The sequence below is a fragment of the Ancylobacter sp. SL191 genome (assembly GCF_026625645.1).
Taxonomy (GTDB): Bacteria; Pseudomonadota; Alphaproteobacteria; order Rhizobiales; family Xanthobacteraceae; genus Ancylobacter.
Genome location: NZ_CP113056.1, coordinates 1,226,399 through 1,250,344, shown reverse-complemented (window position 1 = coordinate 1,250,344; position 23,946 = coordinate 1,226,399). Strand labels below are relative to the sequence as shown.

Sequence of the window (23,946 nt, the reverse complement as noted above, 5' to 3'; positions counted from 1 at the left end):
CGCGCTGCCGCCCGGCTATTCCGCGACGATCTTGTACTCCTCGCCATAGACGAGCTTGTCGCCGCGATCGAGGCCGTTGAGGATCAGGAAACGCTCCAGCGCCTTGTCCTGCGTGTCCATCTTCGCTGCCATCTTCTCCGGCGTGTCGGTAATGCCGGCGGTCACGATGCGGATGCGCAGCGGCTTCACATTCTCCGCCTCCTCGATGGAGACGCGCCGGAAGGTCTCCGCCGCCGCGCGGAACGACTGGTCGAGTTCCGGGGTCAGTTCGCGCGCGGCGAAGATCAGCCGGTAGACATCGCTGCCGAAGCGGATGGCGAACATGCGGAACGACCACTGGTCGCCGCGCGCCACGGCGGTCGCCGCCGGAAAGCCGTTCAGCACCAGGCTCTCCACCGAGGACACTTCGACACCCTCGATCCAGCCGGAGGAGAGATACTGCGCCAGCGACTGGTCGCCGGGCACGCGCACCGCGTCGAGCCGCAGCGCCTCGCGCCCCGAGGCGGAGGCGCCGAGCACGGCCTGCGAGGTGTTCTCCAGCGCGAAGCCTTCCGGCGCGCTGAAGGTGAAGCCGAGCTTGGGGTGGAAGAAGCGGCGGCCGCGAATGAAGCCTTCCTTCGGGTCGTCGCCATAGACGAGCCCGTCGATCGCCGCGAGATACTCGCCCCGGTCGCGCTCGCCCGGCTTGTTGGGCGAGGCATATTCGCGGGCATTGGCCATCACGATGGAGATGCGCTCGGGCGTCGCCGGGTGGGTGGCGAGGAAGTCCGCCTGCTCGCCCGCGCCGGTCTGGCCCATGGTCGAGGCGGTCTTCAGCGAGGCCTGCTTGCCCATGGTGGTGAGGAAGCGCTCGGCACCATAGGGATCGAAGCCCGCCCGCGCGCTGATGCCGACGCCGATCGCGTCCGCCTCCAGCTCCTGCGCCCGCGAGAAGCTCGCCAGCGAGATGCGGCTCTTGGCCAGCGCCAGCGCGCCCAGGTCAGGATCATTCACCACATCGGAAATGACGCGGGAGACGAGCACCGCCTGCTTCATCTGGTCCTCGCGCGTCGCCGCGTGGTTGGCGATGACATGCGCCATCTCATGCGCCAGCACCGAGGCGATCTCCGCATTGTCGGAGGCGAGCGCGAGCAGGCCGCGCGTCACATAGAGCGAGCCGTTCGGCAAAGCGAAGGCGTTGATGGCCGGCGAGTTGAGGATGGTGACGCGGTATTTCTGGTCGGGCCGCTCGGAGGCGGCGACCAGCCGGGTGACGATCTGCTGCACCTCGGTCTGGAGCTTGGGGTCGTTATAGGCGCCGCCATAGGAGGCGACGAGCCGCTCATGCTCGCGGCGCTGCGCCGGCGTCATCGTGTCGTCGAAGCCGGGGGCGGCCTGCGGGGTCGGGGCCTGCGCCTGCCGGGCGGGTTCCAGTCCCGCGCAGCCGGCCAGCAGGAGGACGAGCGCGAACAGGCCGGCAAGCGCCAGCGCGCGGGCCATGCGCGGCGCCGCGCCCGTCATGCCCCGTCCGGCCGATGCGTTCTGCTGTGGCGCCCTCACCACGTCCCCGCCCGCTTCCCGTCCCATTCATCCAGCCGCGCGATCTGCCCGGCCTCCTCGACCGTGATCGCCGGACCGCCGGCGGCATGAACCACCCCGCGCGCCAGTATCAACGCACCGGCGAGCCCGTCGGGGCTCGTTCCGGCCGCCTCCAGCGCGGCGCGCGCCGGCTTTGTCAGCCGCACCGTAGCGTCATTACGCCAAACCGGGCCGAAATTGAGGTAATCCACCGCGCGGCCCTTTCCAACCGAAAGCACACGCCCTGCCAGTATTGTGAAGCGCCCCTCCTGGGCGCTGAGCCGCGCGACATCGCGGGCGGGAACCGGCAGATCCGCCCAGAGGCCGCGCTTGGCCTGCCGCGCCGGCGCCTCCGCCGCGAGCAGCGCGGGCAGGCAGGCCCCGAGCCCCGGCTCGGGGCGCATGACGGCGAGGCCCTGTGTGAGCAGGCGCTCATTGACGCTGGGTACTGGGAGGCTGGCCGCTTGGAGGGTGGCCGCGTCGTCCGCGTCCTGCACCGCCAGCCGGACGGCGAGCCGTCCATGGCGATCCGGCCGCTCGGTCAGCAGGGCGATGCGCGGCGCCTGACCGACCAGCGGCGCGAGCGCGGCGCGGTAGGCGGCCTCCCCGGCCCCGGACGCATCCGCCGGCACGGCGAGGCCGGCGAGGCGCAGCACGCGGCCATCCTCCAGAACGAGGTCACCAAACCCATCGACCGCCGCGACGCGCCCGGCGGGCTGCGCGGGGGACGGGCAGTCCTGCGCCGCGAGCGGTGCCACCGGGGTGAGAAGGAGCAGCCCCGCGCCCATGAAGGCCGCAACACTCGTCCGCCACCTCATCGGGCGGGAGACCGCGCATCGTGCAAGGAAAGGCGCGGCAGAGGGCGTCGCCCCGGCACAACGGGAGGAGACGCGCGACCACGGCCAAAGCCCGCCAGCAACCGGGTGGGCGCGCGCACCATCAACGCGCAGCCGTCCGCGCGGCCGCTGCCACGTGGGCGGTGCCTTTAGCTCGTCCCGGCCCGTTCCGGCATCCCGGCCTCTGGGCATGTGCGATCCAATGGTTCAAAGCACTTGGCCCATATCATAGCGCAGCCGCGCCTATTCCCCTAGGTCTGCGCGGGCAGGTCCGCGGGCGCCCGACCCGTCGCCCCGCCCCCCTTGATTGCGACCGGCGTTTCGGTTCATCTACGCGCGGTCTCTCCCGGTAGCTCAGCAGGATAGAGCACAGGTTTCCTAAACCTGGGGTCAGGGGTTCGATTCCCTTCCGGGAGGCCACCATCTCGGGACGCCTCCTGCCGCAGCCATTCCGGCGGGCGACGTCCGTCACGCCGCCATCACGCCGCCTCCCCCCGCGACCAAAGCGCCCTGCCTTACCTTTCGGCAGGCCGCTGTCTTGCCCTTGCCATGATCGCTTCCAAGATGGGGCCGTCGGCGTCCTGCGCCGGCAGCCCGTTTCTCAGAGAGGTCTTTCTGCGAGGTCATGGAGAGCATCACCGCCGATCTGGCTCAGCTCATGCAGAGCCACAGCTATCTGGTTCCCGTCGTCGTCGGCATTATCGCCTTCGGTGAGTCACTGGTGCTTCTGGGCCTCGTCATTCCCGCGACCGCGCTGATGCTTGCGATTGGCGGGCTGGTCGGCTCCGGCATTGTCGAGCCGGTGCCGGTGGTGGGCGGCGCGATCGCCGGCGCCATTCTCGGCGACATCGCCTCCTACTGGCTCGGCCGCTGGGTCGGCCCGCGCGTGGTGCATCGCTGGCCGCTGCAGGGCTACCGCCATCAGGTGGCGCAGGCGCGGCTGTTCTTCCGCCGCTTCGGCTTCGCCTCGGTGTTCATCGGCCGGTTCTTCGGCCCGGTCCGCTGCACCATGCCGATGGTCGCCGGCATGATGCGGATGGAGCAGCGCCGCTTCCAGCTCGCCAATGTCTCCTCCGCCTTCGTCTGGGCGCCGGTGATGCTGGCGCCCGGCTGGTTCGCGGCCGAGAGCGCGCAGGCGCTGGGCGGCGGCAGCACGCAAGGCTGGGCGCTCTCCATGGTCGGCATCACCGTGGTGATGCTGGTCGTCACCACGCTTTTGCTCAAGGTGATCAAGAACCGCATCGCCCCGCGCCGCCGACAGCGCCGCGCCCCGGCCAGCACGGGCCTCGCCGAACCGGCGGGCCCGCTGTGAGGCTCAGCGGTAGAGGAACCCCGCCGCCGCCGCGTAGAGCGGAATGCCCAGCACGACATTGAACGGGAAGGTGATGGCGAGCGAGGCGGCCAGCGAATAGGCCGCGTTCGCTTCCGGCAGGGCGAGCCGCACCGCCGCCGGCGCGGCGATATAGGAGGCGCTCGCTGCCAGCGTCGCCAGCACCACCGCCCCACCTTCCGACAGGCCGGCCGCATGACCGGCCAGAAGGCCGAGCGCGCCATTGACCAGCGGCGCCAGAAGCGCGAAGGCGAAAAGCCGCCCGCCCGCCTTCCACGCCGCATCCGCCTTTTCCGCCGCCACGATGCCGAGTTCCAGCAGGAACAGGCAGAGGAAGCCGAGGAACAGGTCGCCGAAGAAGGGCCGCACCGGCGCGAGCCCGGCCTTGCCGATCACCCCGCCAATGACCAGGCCGCCGACCAGCAGCAGGAAGCTCTTGGCCGAGATCACCTCATGCAGCGCCGGCCCGAGCGAGCGGGCGCCCCCCGCGCCGCCTGTCCCCTGCCCGCCCGCACCGGCGAGCCGGGCAAGCACCAGCGCGACGACGATGGCGGGCGCCTCCATCAGCGCGAGGATCGCGGTCATGAAGCCCTCATGCGGCGTGCCGGCGCGCTCCAGATAGCTCACCACCGCGATGAAGGTGACGGCGGAGACCGAGCCGTAATGGGCGGCGAGCGAGGCGGCATCCGCCACGCTGAAGCCGGCGACGCGCCGCAGCGCGGCGTAGCACCAGAGCGGGATCAGAATGCCGAGCCCGAGCGCGGCGGCGGCCGGGCCGGCAAAATCGGCCCAGCGCGTCTCCGCCAGTTCCGCCCCGCCCTTCAGACCGATCGCCAGCAGCAGATAGATCGACACCGCCTCGAACACCGGCGCCGGCACGCGCAGATTGCTGCGCAGCGCGCAGGCGAGCGCGCCAAGGCCGAAGCACAGGACCGGTGGCGAGAGAAGGGCGGCGCTGGCGAGCGACATGGCAGATCTCCGGGTGGGTGGCGGGCAATGAATCCGTTGTGGATGTGACGACGGGTGGTTCAGACGTGGTGAAGCCGGACACGGCCCCGCATCAGCGGCAGCCGGCCCGGCCCCTCAGGCACTCAGCGCCTCCCCGAATGGCGGAGGCGGCGGTCGTGGAACGGCCAACCCGAAGGTCGCGCCGCCTGGTGATGAGACGGCCGGCCGTTGAGGCCGCGCCGTCTGGTTGGTGGTACGGCCGGCCCGTAAGGCCGCGCCGTTGTTCTCGTGAAACGGCCGGCCCATGAGGCCGGCCGTTCTGGGTTGGTGCAGAGGTCCGGCGGCGAACCGCCGGCGCCGGGGTCAGTGGGCGCCAGGGATCTGCGCGCCAGGGGTCTGGGCACCGGGCGTGTCGGCGCCCGAATTGTGGGCACCGGCGGCGACCTGCCGCGTCTTCCACAGCGAGAAGACGATGCCGCCACCGATCATGGCCAGCGTCACGCCGAGCGAGATGGCGGGGTCGAGCTTGCCGTAGAAGTAGTTCCAGAAGATCTTGCCGCCGATGAACACCAGAACCAGCGCCAGGGCGTATTTCAGGTATTCGAAGCGGTGGACCATCGCGGCCAGCGCGAAGTAGAGGGCGCGCAGGCCGAGGATCGCCATGATATTCGCGGTGAAGACGATGTAGGTGTCCGTGGTGATGGCGAAGATCGCCGGCACCGAGTCGACCGCGAAGACGAGGTCGGCGATGTTGATGACCACCAGCGCCAGGAAGAGCGGCGTCACCCACAGCACCAGCTTGCCGGTCACCGGGTGCGGCTGGCGCACGAAGAAGCGCTGGCCGTGCAGCTGGGGCGTCACCCGCAGGAAGCGGGAGAGGAGGCGCACCACCGGGTTTTTCGAGACGTCCGCATCGCCTTCCTTGACGATGAGCATCTTGATGCCGGTGCCGATCAGGAAGGCGCCGAACAGCAGCAGGATCCAGTCATATTCCTGCACCAGCGCCGCGCCGACGCCGATCATGATGCCGCGCAGCACCAGCACCGCGATGATGCCCCAGACCAGGGCCCGGTACTGATAGGCGCGGGGAATGGCGAAGTAGCCAAAGATCAGCGAGATGACGAAGACGTTGTCGATCGACAGCGCCTTCTCGATCGCGTAGCCGGTGAAGTACTGCAGGCTGGATTCCGGGCCCATCGAGTACCAGATCCAGCCACCGAACACGATGGCGACGGCGATGTAGAAGGCGGAGAGCTTGAGGCTCTCGGCGATGCCGAGTTCCTTCTCGCCCTTGTTCAGCACGCCGAGATCGAAGGCGAGCAGGATGAAGACGATGGCCAGGAAGCTCAGCCAGAGCCAGGCCGGCTTGCCGACGAAGTCGGCCGTCATCAGCGAAATCAGAGTGTCCATAGAGTCCTCGGGTCAGGGCCCAGTGGCGCACGCGCAAGGAACGGCCCGCAGCGCTGGGGCAAGCGCCGCGAACCGTCCGTGCCGGACGTCCGCTCTGGACGGTCGGTGGGGAGAGGACCGACATGGCGGCGCAACGCCGTCAGAGGGGCCCGGACCTCGGGCAAGTGTGGGGATAAGGCTAGGCGTAACCGCTCAACGGGGCGGCGACCTCACCGGATGGACTTCAGCCGGAGATCGGTGAAGCGGCGGGGCTTGCGCACCACCATCACCTCGGTGATCTGGCGCCCTTCGCGGCGGATATAGTCGATCTGCGCGCCGAGCTGGCGCTTGATCCGCTTCAGCGCCACCAGGCGCTCGCCATCAGGGTCCAGACGCCGGCGCTCGGCATCCATCTCGGCATCGAGCATCTTGCTGCGGGTCGTCAGCGACTTGAGGAACTGGTCCACGTCAACCTCCTTTCGATGGGAGGAACATGACGTGGACGAACCCATAGTTCCAATGCATAGTCTCAATAGTCTCGATTGAGTGAAGCTATCGCCATGGCCTTCCGCCCCACCCATCGCCAGCTCGAATATGCCGTCGCGTTGGCCGAGACCGGCCATTTCGGCGCGGCGGCGCGGCGCTGCCATGTCTCGCAGCCGACGCTCTCGGTGCAGATCGCCCAGCTCGAGGCCCAGCTCGGCGCCACCCTGTTCGAGCGCACGCCCGGCCGCGTCCAGCCGACGCCGGTGGGGGTTCACGTGATCGAGGCGGCGCGGCAGGTGCTGCTGACGCTGGACGACATCGTCGCGGCGGCGGCGAGCAGCTCGCGCAATCTCGGCGGGCTGATCCGGCTCGGCGTCGCCCCGACCTTCGGGCCCTATTTCCTGCCCAATCTGTTGCCGGCGCTGCACGCCAAATACCCGGCGCTGCAGATCTACATCAAGGAAGAGCGCCCGGCGGTGATCCTGCGCGAGGTGATTTCCGGCGCGCTCGATTGCGGGCTCGGCCCGGCGCCCGATTCGGACCACGCGGTGACCTTTCGCCGGCTCTGCCGCGAAACAATCTTTCTCGGCGTGCCGAAGGACCACCGGCTGGCCCCGGTCGGCCATGTCGACCCGAAGGCGCTGCGCGGCGAGCGGCTGCTCACGCTCGGGCGCGGCCATCATCTGTTCGAGCGCGTGCGCGAGCTCGCCACCGCCTGCGGCGCCGATATGCGCGAGGACTATGAGGGCACCAGCCTCGACGCGCTGCGCCAGATGGTGGTCATGGGCATGGGCATGTCGCTGTTTCCCGAACTCTATGCCCGCTCTGAGTTTCGCATGGAGGACGACATCGCCCTGCTCACCCTCGATGGCTGGCCGGCGAGCCGCGACATGGGCTATTTCTGGCGCGCCGGTAGCGGGCGGGCGGTTCAGTTCGAGCAACTGGCGCGCGAAAGCGAGACAACCTGCGCGGCGCTCGGGCTGGAAGCGGTCTAAGTACATGACTTAACGGCATGTGGTTCTGAAATACCGCCGTTATCGCCGCTAATTTACCAATATATTTGGGCATTTGCCGAAATGCTGTTCGTGCCTATGCTGATGCCTGGGGACGTCAATGAAGGTAGCCATGGCGGGTCAGCGGGTGCGTCGTGACAGGGGCAGGCGCGCGCTCGCGCGGCAGGTATGCCGCGCCGGCGGCCTCGTCCTTGCGGCGCTGCTCGGCCTTGCCCCGCCATGTGCCGCCACCGCACGCGCCGACACCACGCCACCGCCCGCTGGCGGCCCGCCGGCCACGGTCAACCTGCAGATCGTCGGCGGCCTCGCGGGCGTCACCCAGTACACCAATTACGAGCAGCCCTTCTGGGAGAAGGAGATCACCGAGCGTTCCGGCGGGCGAATCAAGGCGACCATCCGCCCGCTAGACGCTGGCGGCCTGCGGGCCGAGGAAACGCTCCAGCTCATGCGCCTTGGCGTCGTGCCCTTCGGCTCGGCGAGCCTTTCGCGCGTGTCGAGCGATGACCCTGAGCTGAACGCCTTCGACCTGCCGGTGCTGAACCCGGACATGGGCACGCTGCGCCGTACCGTCGGCGCCACGCGCCAGCACCTCACGGACTATCTGCTGCAGCGCTACGACATCGTGCTGCTCGCGGTCTATGCCTACCCGGCGCAGGTGATCTTCTGCACCAAGCCGTTCAGCGGCCTCGACGATCTCGCCGGGCGCAAGGTGCGCACCTCCTCCGTCGGCCAGGCTGAGCTGATGGCCGGGCTCGGCGCGGTGCCGGTGCTGCTGCCCTTCGCCGAAATCGTGCGGGCGCTTAAATCCGGCGTCGCCGAATGCGCCATCACCGGCACGCTCAGCGGCTATGAGATCGGCCTGCCGGGCATCGCCACCCATGTCCATTCCATGGCGATCAGCTGGGGGCTCTCCTTCTTCGGCGCCAACCGCGCCGCCTGGGACGCCATCCCCCCGGATCTTCAGGAGGTGATTCGCACCGGCGTGGCGGATCTCGAGCGCCGGGTCTGGATCCAGGCCGACACCGACACCCAGCGCGGCCTCGCCTGCAACAGCGGCGGCGCCACCTGCGGCGAGACCATCGGCGAGATGACGCTGGTGCCGACCTCGCCCAAGGACGCGGCCCGGCGCGAGCGCCTGCTGCAAGAGGTGGTGATCCCGCGCTGGATCCTGCGTTGCGGGCCGAGCTGCGCCTCCGCCTGGAACACCTATCTGGCGCCAGTTCACGGCATTCACGCGGATCGGGAGTGATGCGTCATGCTTTGCGAAACCGCGTGGTGATGCTCTGGCCGCGGCTCAAGATGGTCGTCGCCGCCGGCACGGGGCTGATCCTGCTGACGGTCGCCGCGGGCACGGCCCTGCTGGTCGACCGCGGCGAGCGGGCCGCCATGGCGGCCGCGGCCACCAGCCTCGAACGGTCCGCCCAGGCGGTGGAGAACGCCCTTAACCGCCAGCTCCTGCAGGTGCATGGCGCCCTCGCCAGCCTGCCCAGCCTGTTCGCTGCCGCCAAGGCGACCCCGCAGAGCTCCGGTCTCGCCGCCGAGCTGCTCAGCAGCCTCAACTTCCAGACGCTGGCCTATCGCGACCTCATGCTGGTCGCCCCGGACGGCGCCGTGATCGCCACGGCGCGCGCCCATGGCGGCCAGCGCGAGTTGCCCTTCACCGCCGACCGGCTGCGCGCCGCGCCGCTCGCTCTGCTCGGGCCGCTGCGCAACAAGATTTCCGGCGACTGGTCGCTCTATCTCGCCCGCACTGTGCCGCAATGGGGCGGGGTGACGCCGGTGGCGGAAGTGCCGCTGCTCACCTTGATGAAGCTGCTGGCCGAGACCGGCGTCGACCCGCAGGTGCGCATCACCCTCCAGCGCCCCGACGGCCAGCTCATCGCCACACTGCCGCATGACGAGCTGCGCACCGGCGAGCTTGTCGCCAGCGGCCCCGCGACCCCGACGCCGGACGGCACGGCCTATCTTCTGCCGGCCGCCGGGCCGGAGGGGACGACGCTCTCGGTCGCCCGCGCCTCGCTCTACAATGATGTGCGCGTCGTGCTCAGCGCGCCGCGCCAGGTGCTGCTCGCCAACTGGTTGCGCGACCGCGACCGCATGCTTCTCTCGGTCGCCATCGGCATGCTGCTGGTCGGCGCCTTCGGCACGGTGATGATCGTCGCGCTCGGCCAGCGCGAGCGCATGGAAGCCGAGCGCAGCCGCGCCGCCTCGGTGCTGGTCAACGCCATCGAGGCCATGTCCGACGGCTTCGTGATGTGGGACCAGGACGACCGGCTGGTCACCTGCAACCAGCGCTTCCGCGACATCTACGCGGTCAGCGCGCCCTTCATGATTCCCGGCGCCCGCTTCGAGGCCATCGTGCGGCAGGCGGTGGCAGCGGGCCAGTACGACGTGCCAGAGCATGAGCGCGGCGCGCTGGTCGACGAGATGATCGCCATGCACCGCGATGCCTCGGGCTCGGCCGAGCGCCAGCTTTCCGATGGGCGCTGGATCCTCATCCGCGAGCGCCGCACCGCCGATGGCGGCATGGTCGGCATCCGCGCCGACATCACCGCGCTGAAATCCGCCCATGAGGAGCTTGCCGAGGCCAATGCCCGCGCCAACGCCGCCGCCGCCGAGGCGCGCCGGCAGAACGCCGCGCTGATCGAGCGCGAGGGGCAGATCCGCTTCCTCGCCCATCATGACGACCTCACCCGCCTGCCGAACCGCGTGCTGTTCCGCAGCCGCATCGACGCCGCCCTGCAGGCCGCCGCCGAGCGCGGCGAGCGCCTCGCTCTGCTCTATCTCGACCTCGACCGCTTCAAGGATGTGAACGACACGCTCGGCCATCCGGTGGGCGACGCGCTGCTGCGCGCCGCCGCCGCCCGGCTCGGCCACAGCGTCGCCGATGATGAGCGGGTCGCCCGGCTCGGCGGCGACGAATTCGCCATCATCAGCCTCGCCCCGAACCAGCCGGAAACGGCGCAGGCGCTCAGCGAGCGCATCATTGCCGAGCTGAGCACGCCCTACAGCATCCTCGGCCACACCATCGCGGCGAGCGCCAGCGTCGGCATCGCCATTTCCGACGGCACCGAGCTCGACGCCGACGCCCTGCTCAAGCAGGCGGATCTGGCGCTCTATCACGCCAAGGCGAAGGGGCGCGGCACCTATTGCGTCTTCACGCCCGACATGGACGCGCATCTGCGCGGCCGCATCGAGCTGGAAACGGACCTGCGCGCCGCGCTGGAAGGCCACCAGTTCCACCTCGTCTATCAGCCGATCTTCGATCTCGCCGATAACGGCCTCACCAGCTTCGAGGCCCTGCTGCGCTGGCAGCACCCCGAGCGCGGGCTGGTGAGCCCGGCAACCTTCATCCCGCTGGCGGAGGAAACGCGGCTCATCGTCGAGATCGGCGCCTGGGCACTGGAGCGGGCCTGCGCCGACATTGCCGACCTGCCGGGCGCGCCGCGCCTCGCGGTCAACCTCTCGCCGGTGCAGCTCGCGGTGGGCGATCTCGTCGGCGTGGTCAACCAGGTACTGGCGCGCACCGGATTCGAGGCCGCGCGGCTGGAACTGGAGATCACCGAGACCGCGCTGTTCGACAATAATGCCCGCAACCTCGAGGCGCTGCGCGAGCTCAAGGCGCTCGGCGTCGGCATCGTGCTCGACGATTTCGGCACGGGCTATTCGAGCCTCAGCCATTTGCGGCTGTTCCCGCTCGACACGATCAAGATCGACCGCTCCTTCGTGCGCGAGATGGTGATACGGCCCGACAGCGCCGCCATCGTCGACACCATCGCCGACCTCGCGGGCCGGCTCGGCATGACCACCACCGCCGAGGGGATCGAGACCGCCGAACAGCAGGACGTCGCCCGCCGCGCCGGCTGCACCCATGGGCAGGGCTTCTTCCTCGGCCGCCCGCAGCCGCTGGAGCAGGCCCGCGCCCTCGCCGCCTCGCTCGGCAGCCGGCCCCGCCATGGCACACGGCGCGGCGCGCGCGCCGGACACCGTCCGGGCGACCTGACCGGCTGAGAAGCCCTCGGCTCACATCCTTCAGGCGCGAGCGGCGGCAAGCCGTGCGGGCGCGCGGTGCTCGGTGAGGCGAAGCGCGGCCAGGAGGCCGATGAGATTTACCGCCGGAAGCAACCAGATGGCCGCGCGGAACGCCGCCGGGCTCGGGTCGGCGCGGGTGGAGAACAGGTCCAGCAACGCGCCGAAGCCCCATTCGCCGAGGCCGCCGAGCAGCATGATCATCATGTTGGTGGCGGCAATGGCCGTGCCGGTGACGCGGGCCGGATTATGTTCCACGGCGGCGGCGAAGCACACGACCTGTGAGGTCGAGGCAAGGCCGAGCAGCAGCAGCAGCGCATACATCCCGGTCAGCGACGCGGCGGGCAGCAAGGCGATGACGACGGTCACCGCAACCGTGGCGATACTCGCGCCGACCAGCAGCGGCCGGCGGGTGCCGAAACGGTCGGAGACGAAGCCGGCGAGCGGGCCGCCGATCATCCAGCCGACATACATCATCGAGACCGCGCCGGAGGCGCCGATCTTGTCGGCACCGGTCAGCGCGGCGATGTAGCTCTCGCCCCAGAGCGCGCCGAGGATCGAGAGGGGCATGTAGAGGCTGGCGCCGACAATGCCGATGTACCAGCTCTGCGGGTTGGCATAGACCACGCGCAGCGCCGCCACGATGCCCGCCCGCTCCGCCGGCGGCTCGCCGACCTCGGGCACCGGCCCGGCGCTGCCGCCGGCCGGAATGATGAGGGCGATCAGCAGGCCGATGACGATGCCCAGCGCGCCGGTGATGAGCAGCGCCATCTGCCAGCCCACCGAATCGACGAGCCGTGCCACGCCGGCATTGCCGATGATGGCCCCGGCCATGCCGAGCGAGGTGGTCAATCCCGACAGGAGCGCCAGCATGGAGCGCGGAAACCACGCCGCCGCGAGATACATGGTGCCGACGAAGGCGAAGGCCGAGCCCATGCCCTGACAGAAACGGGCGGCGACCAGAAAGGCCGAATTCGAGCCGGCCACCTCGATGAACACGCCGAAGGTGCAGATCGCGACCGAGACCAGCAGCACGCGCTTGGGCCCGAACCGGTCGATCATCGTGCCGGAGACGAGCTGCATCGGCGAATAGATGAAGTAATAGGCCCCCGCCGCCGCGCCGAGCGCCGCCGCCGTGAGGCCGAAATGCGCCTGGAGCTCCTCTTCCATCGCCGCCGGCGCGACCCGGACAAAGAACTCATAGAGATAGAACAGCGCCGCGGTGCCCCAGATGAGCCAGCCCCGCGCCGAGGCGCTGGTGACGGCGCTGCCCGCGCGCTCCTCGATGATCATCCGTCCCCCCGTCGCGCGCGATTCGCGTCTCGCTTCCGGTAGGATGATAACAGAGACATGACGTTGCGGAGGGGCGGCGGATTCGCCGCTTTGGCGGTTTCCGCTACGGCGCGCACCGCCCCGAGAGACGCCCCGCCTGAGGACAGGCCCGGTTTATGCGGCCTCAGGCCGCACGATGCCGCCGGGCGCGGCGCCACTGCCGCCACCAGCTGCGCAGGCGGACATAGGCGTTGACGTTCATGGCAGCCGACACGGTCATCGCCGCCGTCTGATTGGCCAAGCGCGCGCCCATCTCCTCCAGCCGCGCCTGCGTCTGCGCCACTTGCCGGCGCGCGGCCTGAAGCTCGCGGGCGATGGCGAGCCGGTCCGCATCGGCATCGGAGAGCAGCCCGGCCTGCACCTCCCGGCCGGTGCGCACCAGCGAGGGATCGGACAGCGCCGCATGCGCCGCCATCGCCCGCTCGCGCTGCAGCGGCAGCACGGCGGAGAGCTTGGCGGCGAGATACTCGCCATCCTCGATGAAGCGCGGAAAGTCGAGAAACACCACCGGGATGTCCTTCTGCACGGCGTAATGCACCAGCGTGTGGAAGCCGACCGCGAGGATGCGGGCTTGATCCATCGCGTTCAGCGTATGCACCATGCCGCCGGGAACCGTGCCCCACTGGTGGAAGCTCTCCGGCAGATCGGCCATCCACGGCACCGCGCGATGGATCGCCGTGCGCTCGACGAGGACGCGGCTCGCCGCCGCCTCCTCCAGCGCCCGCACCGGCACGATGAAGGCGTCGACCGTGACCTGAGGCGGAATGGCGCTCGCGGGATCGAAGGCGATCCAGGGCGACTTCACCACATAGGGCAGATCGTCGAGCTGGCCGGGCAGCAGAAGATCCTCCAGCCCGGCATTGGCCGCGTCGTCGAGCTGGGCGTCCGGGTTACGCCCGAGATGGGTGTCGAAGCCGTTGGCGTGAAGATACTGCACGAGAAAGCTCGTGCCCGCCCGCCCTGTCCCGGTGATGACGAGATGCTTGTGGTGAGACATGCACCGACCCATTGATTTGAATCGTTCTGATGAGCCTTCCGTTAGATCATCTCTCACGCCCGCCGCGCAACCCAAACAATCGTGGGGCGCGCGCCTTGCAACCTTGAGGCTTCCGCCCCCGAAGGCGACCGGCCCACACCATGCCGGGTCATCCGGCGGGGGGCGTGTCACGTAGTGCCAGCATGATACGCCCGCTTCCTTCTCCCTCGCCCACAGGTGCCCGATGACCACCGAACCCCGAAGCTGCGCCGTCGTCTTCGGTGCCACCGGCGGCATCGGCACCGCCCTCGTGGCGACGCTCCAGTCGTCCGGCCGGTATGACTCCGTGCTGGCCTTCGGGCGGCGCACGCCGGTTTCGATCGACCTGACCGACGAGGCGAGCCTTGAGCGCGCGGTCGTCCATGCCGCCGGGCACGGCGAGATCCGTCTCGCCATCGACGCCACCGGCATGCTGCACACGGGAGACTACCGGCCGGAAAAGAGCTGGCGCGAGCTCGATGCCGGCCATCTCGTCGAGAGCTTCGCCATCAACGCCATCGGACCCGCTCTGTTGATGAAGCACCTGCTGCCGGCCCTGCCGCGCAGCGGGCGCGCGGTCTTCGCCACCCTGTCGGCGCGGGTCGGCTCGATCGGCGACAACCGGCTCGGCGGCTGGTACGGCTACCGGGCGGCGAAGGCGGCGCTGAACCAGTTCGTCCACACCGCCGCCATCGAGCTGGCCCGCCGCGCGCCCGAGGCGATCTGCGTGGCGCTGCATCCCGGTTCGGTCGCGACCCCGCTCTCCGCCCCCTTCGCCCGGCCGGACCACCCGGCGCAGACGCCGGCGGAGGCGGCGGCGCAGCTTCTGGCGGTCGTTGACGGTCTCGCGCCCGACCAGAGCGGCGGCTTTGTCGACTGGCGCGGCGAGACCATTCCGTGGTGAGCGGCCGGGTGTCGCCGCCATGAGCTGGGCACCATGAGCCGGATGCGCCGCAAGGCGGAACTGCCGACCAAGCCCTGCGCCGCCTGCGGGCGGCCCTTCGCCTGGCGCCGCAAATGGGCGCGGGACTGGGAGGCGGTGCGCTTCTGCTCCGAGCGCTGCCGGCGCGCCCGTCCCCCGGCGACACCGGCGCCCCGCGATCAGCTGTCGAAATAGCCTAGGCTCGGCTCCAGCCGCTCGAAGGTCTCGTCCATGGCGTAGAAGGGCGTAAACGGCAGGGCGATATGGCCGAACCACAGCGAGAGCTGGCTCTCGGCGGTTTCCTCGTCCGAACGCTTGATGGCGGCGAGGTAGAGCGCGGCGGCGAGGCCCGTGCGGTCGGCGCCGGAGCGGCAATGGATGAGGATCGGGCGCGGGGCGTCCTTGAGGCGCGCCATGAAATCGGCGACCTCCGCATCGGTCAGTTCGCGGCGCGCGGACCAGGGCAGGTCGATCAGCGTCGCGCCATGCGTGCTGGCGAGGCGGACCTCCTCGCGATACCAGCCCTGATCGGGCGAGGCGCCGCGCAGATTGACGATGGTGCGGATGTTGAGCCCGCTCAGCGTCGCCTCGAGCTGCGGCCCGGACAGCGTGGCGGAGCGGTAGAGCTCGCCGGGGATCACCGCGTGAAGATTGCCCTGCGCCACGGTCACGCCGGCATAGAGCGCGGCGGCGCCGAAAATGGCCATCCCCAGCCAGGCCGCGCCACGCCCGATCCGCCCCCACATCCCCCGCACGCGTCATCTCCCCGGACACTTGGTCGGGGCCTGTGTCGCGCGCTGTTCCTGTCGGGAAGCTGTCAGAAATGACCAATCGAGCGGCGCTCATTCGCTTCTCATTTCTTGGCGAGGACGACAGTTCACCGACAGGTTTACGCGGCGAAGTCTCTCGCCGTCGGCAAGTCGCCGATGTTGCTTGAGGACTTAACCCGATGCGCCTTTTCGCCGCCAGCCTCACCGCCGCGTTCCTGATCGCTCCGGTCGTCGCCCCGATCGCCGCCTATGCCGGCCCGGCCTGCACCACCGAGGCCAAGGACAAGTGGATGACCGAAGACGCCATGAAGGCGAAGGTCGCCGAGATGGGCTATCAGAAGATCAAGACCTTCAAGGTCTCCGGCAGCTGCTACGAGATCTACGGCTACACCAAGGACGGCAAGAAGGCCGAGGTCTATTTCAACCCGGTCTCCGGCGCGGTCGTGAAGTCCGAGATCGACTGATGACCGGCCCCGCCCCCACTGCCGGTGCCGCCGCGCGCGGCCCGGCCAGCGCCTCAACCACGGCCTCCCCTGAGGTCGTGGTGTGGGATCCGGTGGTCCGGATCTTCCACTGGACCGTGGTCGCCGGGTGCCTGCTGAACCTCTTCGTCGTCGAGGACGGCGAATCGCTCCACCAGATCATCGGCTATGTCGTGGCCGCGGTTCTGGTGGTGCGGGTGATCTGGGGCTTCATCGGCACGCATTACGCGCGCTTCGCGCAGTTCGTTCCCGGCCCGCGCCGGCTCGGGCGGTATCTCTCCGCTCTTGCCAAGGGCCGCGAGCCGCGCATGCTGGGGCACAATCCCGCCGGTGCGGTGATGATGCTCGCGCTGATGGCCCTGCTCGCCGCCACCTGCGTCAGCGGGTGGATGATGGGGCTCGACGCCTTCTGGGGCGAGGACTGGCTGGAGGAGACGCACGAATGGCTCGCCAATTCCATCCTGGTCCTGGCGCTGCTGCACGCGCTGGCGGCGCTCGTCGAGAGCCATCGCCACCGCGAGAACCTCGTGCTGTCGATGATCACCGGCCGCAAGCGCCGCGCCTGAACGATGCGAGGGGGAGCCTGGCATGAGGCTCCTTCTGGTCGAGGACAGCGAGCGGCTGCGCGAGCTGGTGAGCGAGACGATCCGCCAGGCCGGCTGGCGGATCGACACGGTGGCCTCGCTGGAAGAGGCCGAGGCCGCCGTCGAGACCAATGCCTACGACCTCGTGCTACTCGACCTCGGCCTGCCGGATGGCGACGGGCTCGACTTTCTGCGCGCCATCCGCCGCAAGCGCAGCACCATTCCCGTCCTCGTGCTCACCGCGCGCGGGGCGATCGACGAGCGCATCGCCGGCCTGGACGCCGGCGCCGACGACTATCTCACCAAGCCGTTCAACAATGGCGAACTGCTCGCCCGCTCCCGGGCCTTGCTGCGCCGGGCGCCCACCATGGCGCCGGTGCTGGAGGCCGGGCGGCTGCGCTTCGACCTCTCCCGGCTGGAGGTGAGCTGCGGCGAGGAGATCCTGCCGCTCACCCCGCGCGAGCGCGCCGTGCTGGAAATACTCATGCGCGATTTCGGCAAGGTCACGCCCAAGCGCGTATTGGAGCACAAGCTCTCCGATTTCGACGAGGACATCTCGGCCAACGCCATCGACCTGCATCTCTCGCGCCTGCGCAAGAAGATCGCCGCCCATGACGCCGGCATCGCCATCGAGACGGTGCGGGGCGTCGGCTATCTGCTGCGCGAGACCGAGGCATGACCACAAGCAAGGGCTTAGGCGCCGGCACGCGCCGCCAGAACGCCCGCACCGGTCGGCGCGCGCTCGGCGTGCTGGTTGCCCAGCGCATCGTGCTGTTCACGCTGCTCGCCATGCTCGCCCAGCTCGTGGCGGTGGTGGCCGAATACGCCGCCGATCCCGACAATCTCTCGCGCCTGCTGCTGGAGCGCGAGACGCAGGCACTGGCCGAGGGCTTCTCCCTGAACGGCTCGGCGCTGCGCTACGAGCTGCCGGAAGACCTCGCCCGCCGCTACGACGTGGAAGGCTCGGGCTATGTCGCGCGGGTGCGCACGCCCTCCGGCGTCATCCTGTTCTCGCATTGCGACGAATCCTGCACCGAGCATTTCCTCCCGCTCGATCTCAACCCGCCGAGCTTCTGGATGCGCATCCTGCGCGAGGGTTACCCGCTGACCTTCGCCGGCGGCCATACGGTGGAGATCGGCGGGCGGCGGGCGTTCATCGAGGTGGCCATTGACGGCGATCCGCAGGGCGCGCTCTGGGGCGTCTTCGCCGACGAGGTGACCGAGCACATGCTGGTGCCGATGAGCATGACTCTGATCTTCGTGCTCGGCGCCAGCCTCTACTCCATCCACACCGCGCTCAAACCCGTGCGCGCCGCCGCCCTCGCCGCCGAGCAGCTTGACCCGATGAAGCCCGATAGCGGCCTGCCGACCGACGGCATGCCGCGCGAGATCGCCCAGCTCGCCGGGGCGGTGAACCGGTCCTATGAACGGGTCCGCGCGCTGGTCGCCGGGCAGAAGCTGTTCACCTCGGCCATCGCGCACGAAATCCGCACCCCGCTCGCCGTGGTCCGGCTGGAACTGGAGCGCATCGACCACCCGCGCGCGCGCCAGGCGCTCCACGAGGTGGATGAACTCTCGCGCTTCCTCGAGCAGATGGTCGCGCTGGCGCGGCTGGAGGCGGTGGACAAGCGTGGCTTCGCCCCGGTTCATGTCGACCGCCTGCTGGAGGAAGTCGTCGGCTCCACCGCCGCCTTCGTCTATGGCGCCGGCGCCTCCATCGGCTTCGAGGCGTCGACCGATCCGGTGGTCGCCGGCTACGCGCCGCTGCTGCGCGACGCGGTGCGCAACCTCATCGAGAACGCGGTGCGCCATGGCGGGCGGGGCGTCGCCATCCGCGTCGCCTCCGCGCCCGATGGCAGCGTCGAGGTGGCCGATGACGGCATCGGCTTTGGCGGCGTGACGCGCGAGGACGCGCCGGGCTTCTACAAGCCGGCCGGCGGGCTCGGCATCGGGCTGGAGATCGTGCGCCGCATCTGCGAGCTGCACGGCGCCCGCTTCGAGATCGGCCGGGCGCCGGAGCGCGGCACACTGGCCCGCATAAGTTTCCCCGCTACCGAGGCCGCGTGAGGCTCAGCGCGCCGGGCTTGCCGGCCACAGAGCGAGCCGCTCCTTGACGAAGGGCTGCTCCCAGAGCGGCGGCTCAGCCAGCGGCGCCAGACCGGGCTTGAAGCGCGCGATGATCTGCCCGTCGGGATGGGCGGCGCGCCAGGCCGGCAGTTCGGCGAGGGTCGGCAGGTCGACCGGGCGGGTGAGCCGCGCCAGATAGCCGATCTCGCCCTCATAGATACCGACCACCGCGATCGGCCGCGCCGTGTCGAGCCGGGCGACCAGCGGCGCGAGATCGAAGGCCGGCACGCGTCCCATTCCTGCTTCGAGAAAGCCAGCCAGCAGCAGCGCGCCCGTCACGGCCGCGCCGGCGCTCCAGCACCGCTGGCGCAGCGCCCAGACCGGCACGGCGAGCGCGATCAGCAGCAGGCCCGGTCCCACCGCCAGCGGCGGCAGAAGCTGCGGGTAGCGCGGCGCCAGCAGCGCGCCCGCCAGCAAGGCGAGCCCCGCGATCAGCACGGCGAGCGCCGGCCCGGTCTCGCTGCGGCGCGGGGCGTCGCCGATCAGCCGGGCAAGGATCAGCGCCGCCGCCGGCAGCACCGGCAACAGATAATGCAGCTGCTTGCTGGAGATCGCCGACATGATGAGGAAGGTGCCGGCGGCCATGATGACCGGCAGCCGCCACGCCCGCTCCCGCCACAGCGGGGCGAGCGCCGCCCGGTTCCAGAAGCCCTGGAGGCACCACCAGGGGAACAGCAGCAGCGGGAGCAGCGGCAGATAGAACCAGAACGGCCGACGATGGGCGAAGGCTTCGACCATGCGGCCCGCTGTCTGGTGCCACAGGAGCGTGCCGGCGAATTCCCCGCCGCCCGCGCCGCCCGCCGCCAGCGCCCAGGCCAGCACGGGGATGCCGGCGAGCAGCGCCGTGCCGAGCGTCAGCCCATACCAGCGCCGCCAGTTCATCGCGCCCTCGACCCAGAGCGGGGCGAGCAGCGCGGCCGGCAGCACATGCACCAGCATCACCGGCCCCTTGGCGAGCAGGCCGAGCGCCAGCGCGACGCCGAACAGCGCCCAGCCGCGCGGCTGATGCCGGCCGGCGCGCAACAGGCCGATCAGCGCGGTGATGGTGGCCAGCGTCAGCATGGCGTCGAACATCACCGAAGCGGCGAGCGCGGCGTAGACGGTAAAGCCGGCCAGCACCAGCGCCGCGCGGGCGCCCAGCACCGGGCCGGCGAGATCGCGGCCGAGCCGGTAGGTCGCCAGCACGCTCAAGGGCAGGAACAGCGCCGGCATCAGCCGGGCGCTCCATTCCTGCGGGCCAGTGACGTGCCAGGCGAGGTTGATCAGCCAGAACAGCAGCGGCGGCTTGTGGCTGTAGGGCTCGCCATTGAGATGCAGCAGCACCGCGTCGCCGGAGTTCCACATCTCCCAGGCGACGGTGAGATAGCGCGTCTCGTCGACGGGATAGGCCCCACGCAACGTCAGCGTCAGCGCGACGGTGAACACGGACAAAGCGAGGGCCAACGCGAGCGGGCCGGCGACACTTTTGGCAGGGGCAGGGACGAAGCCCTCAGGCGGCGCTTTCAACCCGCGCCTCCGGCGCCCGGCTCTGACGGCGGATCAGGCGGATGTTGCGCATGTAGATGGCAAGGCCCGCGCCTTGGCCGATGATGAACACCGGGTCGCGCTGGTAGAGCGCGTAGGCGACGAGGCTCAGCGAGCCGGCGATGCTCAGATACCAGAAGCTGTGCGGGATGACGCTGCGCCCCTCGCGCTCGCTCGCCCACCACTGGACGAGGAAGCGCGCCGAGAACATGGCCTGCCCGACAAGACCGATACCCAGCCAGAGACCCGCGATCATGAATGCACCTCCGGCCGGCTCATGCGCGACGTCAGCCACATCACCCCGGCGAGATCGATGAGGCCGACCCAGAGCCGGTTCCAGGTGCCGTATTTGGAGCGGCCGGCGGAGCGCGGGCGGTGGTTCACCGGGTGAGTTAATACCACGCCGCCTTCGCGCTGCACCAGAGCCGGGAGGAACCGGTGCATGTGGTCGAAATAGGGAAGCCGCAGATAGGTGGCGCGATCGAACACTTTCAGCCCGCAGCCGGTATCGACGATGCCGTCGCCGAGCAGCGCGCCGCGCACCCGGTTGGCGATGCGCGAGGACAGGCGCTTGACGACGCTGTCATTGCGCCGCCGCCGCTGGCCGGCGATCATGCGCACATACGGCCCGCGGGTGGCGTCGCGGTAGAGCGCGAGCAAAGCGGGAATGTCGGCCGGGTCGTTCTGCCCGTCGGCGTCGAGGGTGACGATAATCCAGCCGAGCGCCGCGTCCACCCCGGAACGGATGGCCGCGCTCTGGCCGTGCGAGCGGCGATGGCGCAGCAGCGTCACTTCCGGCTGTGCCGCCGCGACCTCGGTGACGACGGCCGCCGTGGCGTCGGCCGAGCCGTCATCCACCACGATGATCTCATAGTGCTCCCCGGCCAGCGCGGCGGCAATCTCGGCCAGCAGCGGCGCGATGGCGCCGGCCTCGTCGCGCGCGGGGATGACCACGGAGATGTCGGGCAGGCCCGGCGCCGGCATCGCCCCCGGGAGCACCCATGCGGCGGCAAACGGCGCGCGCGCCTCCGGCATCGCGGTCGCCGGGGCGGTTCTGGACGGGTGGAAGCTCTCCATGTCGACCGCCACCGTCATCGCGCACCGAGGGACAAAGTCGGTGCCGGCGGCGCGGACGCTCTGGGAAGTCGGGCGAGCCGCAGCTGCACGGCGCCGGCAAGGCCCAGCGGCGCGCACAGCAGCGCCAGAAGGGCCATGCGGCCATGCAGGCTGGCCGCGCTCGCCAGATCCAGCTCTGGCGCCACCGCCAGATGCACCCCGGTCATCATCGCGCCGCCGAGGCTGACCACCGACAGCACGGTCAGCAGCAGCGATATGGCGGGCAGACGCAGGCCGGGCCGGCCGCCGGCGTGGTCGGCCGCCCAGAACAGGCCGGCGATCACCAGCGCGGCGCCGATGCCGCCAGCAATGATATGAGCGGCAGAGCCACCCGGCGCCAACAGGCTGGTGATGGCCACGCAGGCCGCGGCGGCGCCGTTGATGAAGCAGAGCGGGGTGAAACAGGCACGGACCTGACGGATGCGGCGGGCGAGGCGGTGGCGGACACGCCGGGTCTCAGCACGATCGGGCACTTTGCCCCTCCCTTCATCTTGCTCCCCCCTGTCGCCTAGCTCCCTCAACCTGTCGAAGTTCTGTCGGTCGCATCACCCCCCCGCGCCCTTCGCCACTCCGGGCGGCATGAGGCGCAGCGCCCGCAGCGCGTTGAGGATGACGGCGACGTCGATCGCCTCCTGAAGCAGCGCGCCCTGCACCGGGGCGAGATAGCCGAACGCCGCCGCCACCATGCCGAGCACCGACAGGCCGATACCCACCGCCACGCTCTGCAGCGCGATGGCGCGCGCGCCGCGGGCGATGGCGAGGCCCGCCACCAGCGGGTCGATGCGGTCGACCAGCAGCACCACATCGGCGGCCTCCGCACTGGCGGCGGCGCCGCGCGCGCCCATGGCGACACCGACATCGGCGGCGGCGAGCGCCGGGGCGTCGTTCACCCCGTCGCCGACCATCATCACCGGGCCGTGCCGGCGCTCGGCGCGCACCAGGTCGACCTTCTGGTCCGGGGAGAGCCCGCTATGCAGGCCGTCGAGCCCGAGCCCGCCGGCGATGCGCGCGGCGACCTCGGCCCGGTCGCCGGTTGCCAGCAGCAGGCGGGCGATGCCCTGCGCCCGCAGCCCGGCCAGCACGGCGCCCACGCCCTCCCGCAGCGGATCGGCCATGACGATGTAACCGGCTAGCCCCCCGTCGAGCGCGATGGCGACCAGCACGGAACCCGCCATGTGCGGCGGCGGCGCCGGCATCGCGGTGGCGAGACGCGCGGCGATATAGGCCGGCCCGCCCACCGCGACGCCTCGCCCCTCCACCGTGCCGGAAAGCCCCTCGCCCGGTAGTTCCTCCACCGCCTCGGGCAAGGCGAGGGTGAGACCACGCGCCCGCGCGCTCGCCACCAGCGCCCGCGCCATCGGGTGCTGCGAGGCTTGCTCCAGCCCGGCGGCGAGGCGCAGCATCTCGTCCGCCGTGCCGCCGGCAACCGGGGCGAGGGTGACGATCTCCGGCCGGCCCTGCGTGAGCGTGCCGGTCTTGTCGAGGATCAGCGTGCGCACCCGGGCCATCGCTTCCAGCGGCGCGCCACCCTTGATGAGCACGCCGAACTGCGCGGCGCGCGACAGGCCGGCGACCAGCGCCACCGGCACGGCGAGGATCAGCGGGCAGGGCGTCGCCACCACCAGCACGGCGACGGCGCGGATCGGGTCGCCGGTCGCGACATAGGCCGCCGTCGCCAGCGCGACCGTGACGGCGAGGAAGCCGAGCGACCAACGGTCGGCGAGCCGGGCCATCGGCGCCTTGGAGCGCTGCGCCTCATCGACCAGCCGCACGATGCCGGCATAGGTGCTCTCCTGCGCCCGCCTTGTGGCGAGAAGATCAAACGCCTCGCCCGCATTGGTCGCCCCGCTCAGCGCCTCGGCACCGCGCGCCAGCCGCTGGGGCAGCGACTCGCCGGTGAGCGCGGCGGTGTCGAGAAAGGCGGAAGTCGTCGCCACCGTGCCATCCACCGGCACGACATCGCCCTGGCGGATCAGCAGCCGGTCGCCGGGGGCGATGGCGGCGAGCGGCACCTCGGTGAGGCCAGTGTCACCATAGCGCGTCGCGGTGCGCGGCACGCGGGCGAGCAAAGCCTGCATCTCGCGCCGGGCCCGGCCCTCGGCGAAGCTCTCCAGAAAGCTGCCGCCGGAATACATCAGCGCCACGACGGCAGCGGCGAGCGTTTCCCCCGCCGCCAGCGCGGCGCCCATGGCAAGGGCGGCGACGATGTCGAGCCCGACCTCGCCACGCCGCAGGCTGCTGATGATCTCCACCACCAGCCCCGCCAGCACCGGCAGCACACCGAGCCGCCAGGCGAGTATGGCGCCGCCCGCCAGCCCGCCGAAGTGCAGGGCGAGGCCGATCGCCAGCCCGCCCGCCGCGACAGCGAGCAGCGTCGTGCGAATCCGGCCCTTATGGTCGGTGTTTACCGGTTGCATCGCCGCGCTCCCCGCGCGCGGCGCACCGCCGCGGCGGCGAGGACGCGCGCGCCGGTTGATGATGCGCCG

The 23,946-nt window shown here is 70.5% G+C and carries 23 protein-coding genes and 1 tRNA gene; 11 read left to right on the top strand and 13 right to left on the bottom strand.

Annotated elements, in window-relative coordinates; all coding sequences use genetic code 11:
- Window positions 1-15 precede the first annotated feature (15 nt).
- Together OU996_RS05725 and OU996_RS05720 are read right to left on the bottom strand one after the other, a co-directional pair.
- Window positions 16-1,500: a M48 family metalloprotease gene (locus OU996_RS05725; RefSeq protein ID WP_267584674.1), complete on the bottom strand. Its 1,485-nt coding sequence runs from the start codon at window positions 1,498-1,500 to the stop codon at window positions 16-18.
- A gap of 35 nt (window positions 1,501-1,535) precedes the next feature.
- Window positions 1,536-2,345, bottom strand: a complete 810-nt coding sequence (locus tag OU996_RS05720) for a thermonuclease family protein (RefSeq protein WP_267584673.1) — start codon at window positions 2,343-2,345, stop codon at window positions 1,536-1,538.
- 391 nt (window positions 2,346-2,736) lie between these two features.
- On the opposite strand from OU996_RS05720, the gene OU996_RS05715 reads away from it, so the two are divergent.
- Both OU996_RS05715 and OU996_RS05710 read left to right on the top strand, forming a co-directional pair.
- Window positions 2,737-2,813, top strand: a tRNA-Arg gene (locus OU996_RS05715).
- A gap of 205 nt (window positions 2,814-3,018) precedes the next feature.
- The gene (locus OU996_RS05710) at window positions 3,019-3,705 is read left to right on the top strand and encodes a DedA family protein (RefSeq protein WP_267584672.1); all 687 of its coding nucleotides are present in this window, start codon (window positions 3,019-3,021) and stop codon (window positions 3,703-3,705) included.
- 3 nt (window positions 3,706-3,708) lie between these two features.
- Here the strand turns inward: OU996_RS05710 and OU996_RS05705 are convergent, their stop codons facing one another.
- From OU996_RS05705 to OU996_RS05695, 3 genes are all read right to left on the bottom strand, one after another.
- On the bottom strand, window positions 3,709-4,692 hold the full coding sequence (locus OU996_RS05705) for a sodium-dependent bicarbonate transport family permease (protein WP_267584671.1): 984 nt from the start codon (window positions 4,690-4,692) through the stop codon (window positions 3,709-3,711).
- Between the two features lie 342 nt (window positions 4,693-5,034).
- Complete coding sequence (locus OU996_RS05700) at window positions 5,035-6,081, bottom strand: TerC family protein (RefSeq protein ID WP_267584670.1); 1,047 nt, start codon at window positions 6,079-6,081, stop codon at window positions 5,035-5,037.
- Between the two features lie 209 nt (window positions 6,082-6,290).
- A complete protein-coding gene (locus OU996_RS05695; protein WP_267584669.1) occupies window positions 6,291-6,527 on the bottom strand; it encodes a hypothetical protein in 237 nt (78 codons plus the stop codon).
- A 93-nt stretch (window positions 6,528-6,620) separates the two neighbouring features.
- Between OU996_RS05695 and OU996_RS05690 the strand changes: the two genes are divergently transcribed.
- The 3 genes from OU996_RS05690 to OU996_RS05680 all read left to right on the top strand — a co-directional run bounded on the left by OU996_RS05690 (window position 6,621) and on the right by OU996_RS05680 (window position 11,570).
- A complete protein-coding gene (locus tag OU996_RS05690) occupies window positions 6,621-7,541 on the top strand; it encodes a hydrogen peroxide-inducible genes activator (RefSeq protein ID WP_267584668.1) in 921 nt (306 codons plus the stop codon).
- Window positions 7,542-7,659: 118 nt separating this feature from the next.
- The gene (locus OU996_RS05685) at window positions 7,660-8,808 is read left to right on the top strand and encodes a TRAP transporter substrate-binding protein (RefSeq protein WP_267584667.1); all 1,149 of its coding nucleotides are present in this window, start codon (window positions 7,660-7,662) and stop codon (window positions 8,806-8,808) included.
- A 29-nt stretch (window positions 8,809-8,837) separates the two neighbouring features.
- Window positions 8,838-11,570, top strand: a complete 2,733-nt coding sequence (locus OU996_RS05680; protein WP_267585610.1) for a putative bifunctional diguanylate cyclase/phosphodiesterase — start codon at window positions 8,838-8,840, stop codon at window positions 11,568-11,570.
- 21 nt (window positions 11,571-11,591) lie between these two features.
- On the opposite strand, the gene OU996_RS05675 is transcribed toward OU996_RS05680, so the two are convergent.
- Window positions 11,592-12,881 carry an MFS transporter gene (locus OU996_RS05675; RefSeq protein WP_267584666.1) on the bottom strand — a complete coding sequence of 430 codons (1,290 nt, stop codon included), beginning with the start codon at window positions 12,879-12,881 and terminating at the stop codon, window positions 11,592-11,594.
- Between the two features lie 163 nt (window positions 12,882-13,044).
- Window positions 13,045-13,917 carry a hypothetical protein gene (locus OU996_RS05670; RefSeq protein WP_267584665.1) on the bottom strand — a complete coding sequence of 291 codons (873 nt, stop codon included), beginning with the start codon at window positions 13,915-13,917 and terminating at the stop codon, window positions 13,045-13,047.
- Between the two features lie 223 nt (window positions 13,918-14,140).
- Here OU996_RS05670 and OU996_RS05665 point away from each other — a divergent pair, with 223 nt between their 5' ends.
- Both OU996_RS05665 and OU996_RS05660 read left to right on the top strand, forming a co-directional pair.
- Entirely contained in the window at window positions 14,141-14,839 is a 699-nt protein-coding gene (locus tag OU996_RS05665; protein WP_267584664.1) for an SDR family NAD(P)-dependent oxidoreductase, read from the top strand.
- A 33-nt stretch (window positions 14,840-14,872) separates the two neighbouring features.
- Complete coding sequence (locus OU996_RS05660) at window positions 14,873-15,052, top strand: DUF2256 domain-containing protein (RefSeq protein ID WP_267584663.1); 180 nt, start codon at window positions 14,873-14,875, stop codon at window positions 15,050-15,052.
- Here OU996_RS05660 and OU996_RS05655 read toward each other — a convergent pair.
- Window positions 15,037-15,603 carry a tyrosine-protein phosphatase gene (locus OU996_RS05655; protein WP_267585609.1) on the bottom strand — a complete coding sequence of 189 codons (567 nt, stop codon included), beginning with the start codon at window positions 15,601-15,603 and terminating at the stop codon, window positions 15,037-15,039. The two genes, OU996_RS05660 and OU996_RS05655, sit on opposite strands and share 16 nt — an antisense overlap.
- 203 nt (window positions 15,604-15,806) lie before the next feature.
- On the opposite strand from OU996_RS05655, the gene OU996_RS05650 reads away from it, so the two are divergent.
- The 4 genes from OU996_RS05650 to OU996_RS05635 are packed head-to-tail and all read left to right on the top strand — an operon-like array spanning window position 15,807 to window position 18,760.
- Window positions 15,807-16,091, top strand: coding sequence for a PepSY domain-containing protein (locus tag OU996_RS05650; protein WP_267584662.1), 285 nt, complete (start codon window positions 15,807-15,809; stop codon window positions 16,089-16,091).
- A complete protein-coding gene (locus OU996_RS05645; protein WP_267584661.1) occupies window positions 16,091-16,675 on the top strand; it encodes a cytochrome b/b6 domain-containing protein in 585 nt (194 codons plus the stop codon). Before OU996_RS05650 ends, OU996_RS05645 begins: the two co-directional genes overlap by 1 nt.
- Before the next feature lie 22 nt (window positions 16,676-16,697).
- The gene (locus OU996_RS05640) at window positions 16,698-17,372 is read left to right on the top strand and encodes a response regulator transcription factor (RefSeq protein ID WP_267584660.1); all 675 of its coding nucleotides are present in this window, start codon (window positions 16,698-16,700) and stop codon (window positions 17,370-17,372) included.
- Entirely contained in the window at window positions 17,369-18,760 is a 1,392-nt protein-coding gene (locus OU996_RS05635) for an ATP-binding protein (RefSeq protein WP_267584659.1), read from the top strand. Before OU996_RS05640 ends, OU996_RS05635 begins: the two co-directional genes overlap by 4 nt.
- A 3-nt stretch (window positions 18,761-18,763) precedes the next feature.
- On the opposite strand, the gene OU996_RS05630 is transcribed toward OU996_RS05635, so the two are convergent.
- From OU996_RS05630 to OU996_RS05610, 5 genes are all read right to left on the bottom strand, one after another.
- On the bottom strand, window positions 18,764-20,326 hold the full coding sequence (locus OU996_RS05630; RefSeq protein ID WP_267584658.1) for an ArnT family glycosyltransferase: 1,563 nt from the start codon (window positions 20,324-20,326) through the stop codon (window positions 18,764-18,766).
- Window positions 20,310-20,600: a lipid-A-disaccharide synthase N-terminal domain-containing protein gene (locus OU996_RS05625; protein WP_267584657.1), complete on the bottom strand. Its 291-nt coding sequence runs from the start codon at window positions 20,598-20,600 to the stop codon at window positions 20,310-20,312. The genes OU996_RS05630 and OU996_RS05625 overlap by 17 nt, the downstream gene beginning before the upstream one ends.
- Window positions 20,597-21,439, bottom strand: coding sequence for a glycosyltransferase family 2 protein (locus tag OU996_RS05620; protein ID WP_324290738.1), 843 nt, complete (start codon window positions 21,437-21,439; stop codon window positions 20,597-20,599). The genes OU996_RS05625 and OU996_RS05620 overlap by 4 nt, the downstream gene beginning before the upstream one ends.
- Entirely contained in the window at window positions 21,436-21,933 is a 498-nt protein-coding gene (locus tag OU996_RS05615) for a hypothetical protein (RefSeq protein ID WP_267584656.1), read from the bottom strand. Before OU996_RS05615 ends, OU996_RS05620 begins: the two co-directional genes overlap by 4 nt.
- Window positions 21,934-22,005: 72 nt before the next feature.
- Window positions 22,006-23,877 (bottom strand): heavy metal translocating P-type ATPase, encoded by a 1,872-nt coding sequence (locus OU996_RS05610; RefSeq protein ID WP_267584655.1) that lies wholly within the window; start codon window positions 23,875-23,877, stop codon window positions 22,006-22,008.
- Window positions 23,878-23,946 lie beyond the last annotated feature (69 nt).

What these genes read in the sequence shown, in the direction of transcription:
- OU996_RS05670 (WP_267584665.1), bottom strand. Translation starts at nt 13,917, where the DNA reads ATGTCTCACCACAAGCATCTCGTCATCACCGGGACAGGGCGGGCGGGC.
- OU996_RS05675 (WP_267584666.1), bottom strand. Translation starts at nt 12,881, where the DNA reads ATGATCATCGAGGAGCGCGCGGGCAGCGCCGTCACCAGCGCCTCGGCG.
- OU996_RS05645 (WP_267584661.1), top strand. Translation starts at nt 16,091, where the DNA reads ATGACCGGCCCCGCCCCCACTGCCGGTGCCGCCGCGCGCGGCCCGGCC.
- OU996_RS05725 (WP_267584674.1), bottom strand. Translation starts at nt 1,500, where the DNA reads ATGACGGGCGCGGCGCCGCGCATGGCCCGCGCGCTGGCGCTTGCCGGC.
- OU996_RS05680 (WP_267585610.1), top strand. Translation starts at nt 8,838, where the DNA reads ATGCTCTGGCCGCGGCTCAAGATGGTCGTCGCCGCCGGCACGGGGCTG.
- OU996_RS05710 (WP_267584672.1), top strand. Translation starts at nt 3,019, where the DNA reads ATGGAGAGCATCACCGCCGATCTGGCTCAGCTCATGCAGAGCCACAGC.
- OU996_RS05655 (WP_267585609.1), bottom strand. Translation starts at nt 15,603, where the DNA reads ATGTGGGGGCGGATCGGGCGTGGCGCGGCCTGGCTGGGGATGGCCATT.
- OU996_RS05610 (WP_267584655.1), bottom strand. Translation starts at nt 23,877, where the DNA reads ATGCAACCGGTAAACACCGACCATAAGGGCCGGATTCGCACGACGCTG.
- OU996_RS05620 (WP_324290738.1), bottom strand. Translation starts at nt 21,439, where the DNA reads ATGACGGTGGCGGTCGACATGGAGAGCTTCCACCCGTCCAGAACCGCC.
- OU996_RS05625 (WP_267584657.1), bottom strand. Translation starts at nt 20,600, where the DNA reads ATGATCGCGGGTCTCTGGCTGGGTATCGGTCTTGTCGGGCAGGCCATG.
- OU996_RS05690 (WP_267584668.1), top strand. Translation starts at nt 6,621, where the DNA reads ATGGCCTTCCGCCCCACCCATCGCCAGCTCGAATATGCCGTCGCGTTG.
- OU996_RS05665 (WP_267584664.1), top strand. Translation starts at nt 14,141, where the DNA reads ATGACCACCGAACCCCGAAGCTGCGCCGTCGTCTTCGGTGCCACCGGC.
- OU996_RS05660 (WP_267584663.1), top strand. Translation starts at nt 14,873, where the DNA reads ATGAGCCGGATGCGCCGCAAGGCGGAACTGCCGACCAAGCCCTGCGCC.
- OU996_RS05635 (WP_267584659.1), top strand. Translation starts at nt 17,369, where the DNA reads ATGACCACAAGCAAGGGCTTAGGCGCCGGCACGCGCCGCCAGAACGCC.
- OU996_RS05650 (WP_267584662.1), top strand. Translation starts at nt 15,807, where the DNA reads ATGCGCCTTTTCGCCGCCAGCCTCACCGCCGCGTTCCTGATCGCTCCG.
- OU996_RS05700 (WP_267584670.1), bottom strand. Translation starts at nt 6,081, where the DNA reads ATGGACACTCTGATTTCGCTGATGACGGCCGACTTCGTCGGCAAGCCG.
- OU996_RS05685 (WP_267584667.1), top strand. Translation starts at nt 7,660, where the DNA reads ATGAAGGTAGCCATGGCGGGTCAGCGGGTGCGTCGTGACAGGGGCAGG.
- OU996_RS05705 (WP_267584671.1), bottom strand. Translation starts at nt 4,692, where the DNA reads ATGTCGCTCGCCAGCGCCGCCCTTCTCTCGCCACCGGTCCTGTGCTTC.
- OU996_RS05640 (WP_267584660.1), top strand. Translation starts at nt 16,698, where the DNA reads ATGAGGCTCCTTCTGGTCGAGGACAGCGAGCGGCTGCGCGAGCTGGTG.
- OU996_RS05720 (WP_267584673.1), bottom strand. Translation starts at nt 2,345, where the DNA reads ATGGGCGCGGGGCTGCTCCTTCTCACCCCGGTGGCACCGCTCGCGGCG.